The following is a 6,405-nucleotide window of genomic DNA, read 5'->3' as shown; positions in this document are numbered from 1 at the left end:
TGTGCTACTTCAGCTAAAATGGCACTGAATTCTTATTTTTTCAAGTGATACATTAAAATTTCATAGGGTGTCTTTCCCTTAAATGCACCATGTGGTCTATCAAAGTTATAAAAGTCTTCCCATTGCTTTATTTTTTTGTTCAAATCCACGTCGTCGGAGTAGTCCAATAGTTGATAGAACTCCTTTTTGTCCGTGAGGTGCGACCGTTCCACCTTTCCATTGAGCTGGGGTCTTCCGGGCTTTATATAACGGTGCTCCATGCCAAGGTCCTTCACATGCCAATTGAACTTGGATTGGAATTCATGCCCATTGTCGGTTTGGACGGTATGGATTCGGAACGGGAACATACCGACCACATAATCCATAAAGTCAATGGAACTTGATTGGTTGTGCCTTTCATATACTTTCAACGCTCTGATACGTGTGCAATCATCAATCGCCGTGTACTGATACCTTTTTATCTTTTTTCCTTCTTTGGTGTGGAAAACCAAGAACTTGACGTCTACTTGAACATGGTGGCCCGGGGTTTTCTTGGCATAGCGTTTAGGTCCCATCGCTTTTCTGGTAACGGCTCGTTCGAGCGGCTTGATACCATTCCTTTTCAGGGTTCTGTAGACACTTGATTCAGAGACATTGATACTGTGATATCTTTCCAAATACCATTTGATGCGCCATGTGCCAAGTTTGTATTCCTTTCTAAGGTCCAATATCAGATCAACCGTTTTCTGATTGATTCTATTGGGGTAGGTATCAGCTTCCCTCTTTTTCCTTAAAAGACCCTTTGCTCCATGTTTGTCAAACTTTCTTTTCCAATTAAAATAGCTGCTCCTGCTAACATTGAACATTTCACAGGTCTCCTTGACCTTTCCATAATCTTTTGCAAATTCAAGTACTCTTAGTTTGAACTTCCATCTTAAGTATTGCTCAATTTCTCTTGTCTTTTCCATGTCAAAAGTGTCTCTTGATTTATTATCAAAATAGTACACTTTTAGTTGACGTAGTCACAGTGTTTCAATAATTTGCATGTCATGCCCATACAAAATGCCTTTAAGGGTTTTGTTGGTATCGACTTTTTTTGTTTGAATCATTAGCGCAGGGCACCAATGATTTTTCACCCATTGTTACATTGATATCATTGTTATTGCAAACAATGATGATTCTATTTTCAAAAAAGATTTGGGGGGGGACGGGGTTTTTATTGAATTTTCATTAATCGTACAAGATTACTTTCGGAAATTATTTTGGTTAACTTTGGAATACTCACCACTTTCGTTCCCGAATATTACTGGTGCGCAGCATAACCCCATACTTGCTTTCAGCTTCTAAAGGACCTACTGGTGGTGAGTTTGTCAATATTTCACATTAATGCCGATCATTTAATCTGTAGGGCTGTACGATCTTCATCGCCAGAACAGAAGATAAGGAGCTAAGCTTCCTTTTTGTACAGCCCAATATCTTATGTATATGTTCTTTCATAATTTTCTATGGATAAATCTAGCTTGGTTCGGTTAAAAGTTTTAACACAATTTGATGTAGGCAGGTTTTCAATTTACGAATGGGCTTTATGGGTTAATGGTGCAATCATGTTGTATGGGGTTAGGGTCTTGTTAGTAAAGTGGGGCCCTTTTTAGGTGGCCCCACTTCAACAGATATGAATGAACACTAAAGATTTTCTTTTACCCAGTGGAGCATAGTTCTTCGTCATGCTTAGGGATGGTAGGTAAATTTGGGTTTCTCCTTTTTTGGGTTCTGGTCTTAAAATGTCCCTTAAAATCAATGGTGGCAATATTGCTGAAATACCCAAGCATATCCTCATAATCATGGATGTTGACCCCTGCTTTGGCAAGACCTTTATGAATGGTCGACCTGTCCGGTTTGGCTCCCCAATCACCATATATTCTTTTGTCCTTGGATTTAATGATCAATATTTTCAATTTGCTCAAATGCCATGCGGGCACATAGAAATTTGAAACTCCATCCTGCAACGATTTAAAGGTTACGTATACCTTGCCAACATTTTTGTAAACGTTGGCTGTATATCCCATGGAGGAATTGCTCATGGGAAGCTTTAAACAAGTATCCTCGGACTCCAGATAAAACAGAATAGGGTTGTTGAAAAGGATATCCTCGGTTATTTGGGGAACATCCAAAGAAAATGACCATCCCGGTAGTTGTTCCGTTATATCAAACGATAGTAGCTCCACCGTGTTGGAACTCATCATACCTTGGGGGTCGTTAAAGGAGGATGATTTGTTGAATAGATAAATTGGATATCCAATGATAATGGCAGCACAAATAAGGGTCCATATAATGGTAAATAATAGCATAAGTATCTCAATTTGAATTAGAACTTGGGAACTTTGTTCATACCGAAGTAACAAATTAAAAGAGAACCCATGCTGCCAAAATATATGGATGAGGGTTCTCAATTGACGAACGAAAAATGCACGATTAAATGCCTGTTTTTACTGATGAAATACATATCTCGCCGTTAAGGTTTTTGACTTGGTAAGGAAAAAGCTTGTCTAGTGTTTTCTAGCAACGAAATGATTATTCAAAATTGAACAAAGGGTAGACTCCTTTTGGGTATTCAAGATTTTGCTTTGTTTTTCTCCTCTAAATTTTCAAGCTGTCCTACCACGCCCATTACATCATAGTTGGCAATTTTACGGGTACTGTAGTTTCTTTTGATGTGATTGATATACGTATGGATTTCCAATGTGTAATAGTTCTCCAATTCAAATACAGGGTCTTTGGAGATTTCAGGATTTTCATCTGCTTTGATTCTACCATATGATCGGGCATGGTAGACTATTTTGTAACTGTTGTTCTCGGAATCCATCCATTCAATGGTAACCTCAATAAAATCATCCATTCGTTCCCTTAGTCTGTAAGTGGCCTGTCTCGGAATATTGCCAAATTCATATTCAGATTTGACTAGGTCCAAAATCCATTTTTCAAGAAAATTATCTCTCATTTCAAGTTGTTTTAGGTGTTCTGATCGTACTCCTTGGAGTACATGTACTACTTTTTTGAGGATGATGGTTTGTTGCTCCCAAATAGTTCCGCCCTATCTTTTGCATGGTGACGGCTTTTTTTGAACTATATGGTTCCTGGGAGCTTATTTTGGAAGGTTGATGTGGCAATGTTTGAGGTAGATTGAATAAACATTGCGTTTTGTCCATGCTCTTGGTTTTGTATGTAGGTTAAGGATTAATATGTAAAACTTTTCTATACCAGTTTATGGCTTTTGCCCTGGCCTCATAACTTTGTTGTAAATGATCAAAATCAAACCCATGTCCGACCCCCTCGTATAAATTGAGCTCCACAGGGTCTCCTTTTTCCTTGAGGACATTGTACATGCATAATGTACTTTCGGTCAGGTAGCCATTTTCAGGGATTTGGTAAAGTATGGGGGCATATGTTCTAAAAATATTGCCTTCCATGGCATTGGAGCCACAAACGTTGGCGCCCCAATAATCGTAGCCACCTGATCCCCCATAATAAAAAACTCCACCGGAAAAGCCTTCTGTTGGTTTTGGATCTGGGGGCAAGACTCCCGATGAGACATCATATTTTTTCGCATCAAAAACTTGGCTCCATTTCCAATCTTTTGGGGTGGTCTCCGTATTGTACAAAGTCGCTGCCACGGCACTGGCCCCGTCAGAAAAACCCAATAGGGCAATGTCTTTTGATCGTATCACTGATTTGCCATTACTGAAATGCAATCTTTTCAACAAGGAAAGTGCTGCATTGGCATCCTTAGGGCGAATAAATTGGGAGCTGATTTTGAAGTTGTCCGGTGCAGTGGTCCATTTGCCCGTTCTAGTGGTCACTCCTCGCCCTGAGTAGCTGTCCACATAGGCACCAACAATACAATTTTCGTCGAACAGTTCTCTCCATTCATTGTTTTGACCTGACATGGTTCCACTTTTAGGGTCATGGTTGGTCCACATACCATCGGAACCATGTAGGACTACAATAGCAGGCAAGCTTTCACTATCGCAACCCTTCGGAATGGATAGATATATGGGAATTTTTGATTTGTCTACCATAGCGTACACAACAGTATCTGTGGTATTGGCCATAAGCACAATGTCTTCTTCATTTCCAGAGGAAGGGAAAGAATTATCGTCCTTGCTGCAGGAAAAATGAATTACTGACAAGGTAGCGGCTAGAAGTAGGTTAAGGATCTTTGGTTTGTTTGGGAATATATTCATAAAATGGAAATTAGATTATCGTCAATAGGTACAGGAACAGTTTGAAATACCCTGGAAAAGATCAATGCCCACCGTCACCACATGGGTGCCCTGGGAGTATCCCAAGAGCTCGTTCATGATGACCTGGTAGCTATAGCCAAAGTAAAAATCACCTTTCTTCAAGCCCAGTATGGGAGCAACATAAAGGGGCTTTGCCAGCTGATCGTTCAAGACCCTGTAAGTAAACCCGATATAGTAGTAGTCCAAAAAGTCATACCATTTGAATTTGGTATTCAGATCGGTTACCGAACGCCCATCACTTTCGAAATATTGAAAGAAAATGGAAGGCTCCAATTCAAAATCCGCTCGTTTGCTTTTGCGGAAAGTATAACCCGAATAGAGGTAATAATTTCTGAGGGTATTGGGCTCAAATATGGGATTGAACTTTTTGAAATCCTTATTAAGGATGTTGGAGGCATTCAGGCTTAAGTAAAACCCTCTCTTTCGATACAGGATTCCAAGATCAAAATTGGGATTGCTCGAAGAGCGGTCATCCGCTACGGCTTGATCATCATTATCCTCAAAGTTCTCAATATCGATCCTGAACTGGTTCAGGTTGAAGGACAAAGCAAAGGAGAAATAGTTTTCCTCATATTTGTCGATGGTCAAATGATGGGCAAAGGAAACCTTGCCACCACGCTGCTTTGTTTCACCATTGGAGTCATTATACATGACTATACCGATTCCGGACCTGTTCCCCAATCTAACATCAGCGGACAAAGATTGGGTATCGGGAGCGTCCCTGATACCCACCCATTGTGTCAATCCGTTCATCCTTACCTTCACATAATTTCCGATTCCGGCGTAGGTGGGAGACATTAAAAAAGGGTTGTCCGACAGATATTGTGATAATTGGGGAATGGTCAATTCCTGTCCATTCATCAAAATACCATTTATAAAAATCAAAAAAACTAAAACTCTCTTCATTGTTCATTAATCAAGTTTTATCGGTACAGTGTAAAATGCCCGACATATTCGCGTCCAGAACCATCATTTAGCTTCACGATGTACCAATAATCGCCAGATGGCAAAGGTTTAGACTCATAGTGGCCATCCCATCCTTTATCCAATGCTCCCATGATTTTGATTTTTCTACCATATCGGTCAAAAATGTAAGTTTGGATATTGGGAAACAGTTCCATATTTCTCGGTTTCCAAAAGTCATTTTGGCCATCATTGTTAGGAGTAAAAAAGTTGGGGATGGATAGGTCTGTAAGGTTAAGGGTTATACTTTCTTCGGATTCACATCCTCTATTGTCCACGACCTTAACAATAAAAGTTCCGCTGCGGTCAATGGTATAGGTATTGGACGAAGTCCCCTCATTGCCATCAAAATAGTAGGTATATGGACCAAACCCACCAGTTGCATTTGCGGTTATCTCATTTATGTTGATACTTGACAGGGTTAGTTCCAAGGGATCAACATTTTCAATGATGAATGGAATTTCTATCATACAACCGTTATCATGCAAGATGGATAGGTTATGTTCACCGGGACTGATATTCCCAAATTCTGGACTCATGATAAAATCGTTGGGGTCTGTAGAATCCAACGCATAGAGTACATCGTTGCCAATGGTTGGGTCAATAAATGTTACATCAATTGTATTCGAAGGCATGTTTACTTCACATAAGTAAATAGCTTCAATCGATGCCTCAAGATTTGGCCCCCCAGATTGAATTTCAAAACTGGTATCTGTCTGACAACCTGTATTATCGATAACGGTCATTCCATAGTTTCCTGGGGATAAATTTTCAATAACAAAGGAATTGCTATTGAATACTATGGGCGACATGGAATTGAGTTGCACGGTTACAGGCAGTATGGCGTTGCCAACATTTACCGCTATAGAACCATCCATACTCTCCCAGCATGTTTCATTTTGAACAATTGTTGATACATCTAACTTGTTGATGGTCACGGTGAAGGTGCTCTCGGCGGAGCAGTTCGGTAGGGTGCCGGTCTCGCTGTAGACGTACAGCGTGGTGGTGGCGGTGATGGCGTCCCCTGCGAAGAGGGCGTTGCCTCCCCCGTTGGGCGCATCGAAATAGTTGCCGTTGGTAAGGGCCGGCAGGGTGTAGGAGTCACATGCGGTGACGTCGGCCGGTGCGTCCACCAAGGGTGTGTTGTTGATGGTCACGGTGA

At 40.7% G+C, this 6,405-nt stretch carries 6 protein-coding genes; all 6 read right to left on the bottom strand.

The genetic code is table 11. The features are described 5' to 3' along the window. Positions 1 to 32: 32 nt before the first annotated feature. A complete protein-coding gene (locus D2V05_RS08470; protein WP_119646114.1) occupies positions 33 to 947 on the bottom strand; it encodes an IS481 family transposase in 915 nt (304 codons plus the stop codon). Positions 948 to 1,676: 729 nt separating this feature from the next. After that, positions 1,677 to 2,327, bottom strand: coding sequence for a hypothetical protein (locus tag D2V05_RS08465; RefSeq protein WP_119647232.1), 651 nt, complete (start codon positions 2,325 to 2,327; stop codon positions 1,677 to 1,679). A 263-nt stretch (positions 2,328 to 2,590) separates the two neighbouring features. Continuing rightward, positions 2,591 to 2,977 (bottom strand): hypothetical protein, encoded by a 387-nt coding sequence (locus D2V05_RS08460; RefSeq protein WP_119647231.1) that lies wholly within the window; start codon positions 2,975 to 2,977, stop codon positions 2,591 to 2,593. Between the two features lie 229 nt (positions 2,978 to 3,206). After that, on the bottom strand, positions 3,207 to 4,220 hold the full coding sequence (locus D2V05_RS08455) for a dienelactone hydrolase family protein (protein ID WP_119647230.1): 1,014 nt from the start codon (positions 4,218 to 4,220) through the stop codon (positions 3,207 to 3,209). A gap of 21 nt (positions 4,221 to 4,241) precedes the next feature. After that, positions 4,242 to 5,186, bottom strand: a complete 945-nt coding sequence (locus tag D2V05_RS08450; protein ID WP_119647229.1) for a PorP/SprF family type IX secretion system membrane protein — start codon at positions 5,184 to 5,186, stop codon at positions 4,242 to 4,244. 17 nt (positions 5,187 to 5,203) lie between these two features. Further along, a partial coding sequence (locus D2V05_RS08445; RefSeq protein ID WP_147378255.1) for a T9SS type B sorting domain-containing protein occupies positions 5,204 to 6,405 on the bottom strand: 1,202 nt, incomplete at its 5' end.

The sequence above is a fragment of the Flagellimonas pelagia genome (assembly GCF_003584135.1).
Taxonomy (GTDB): Bacteria; Bacteroidota; Bacteroidia; order Flavobacteriales; family Flavobacteriaceae; genus Flagellimonas; species Flagellimonas pelagia.
This window is presented reverse-complemented; position numbering and strand designations above follow the sequence as displayed.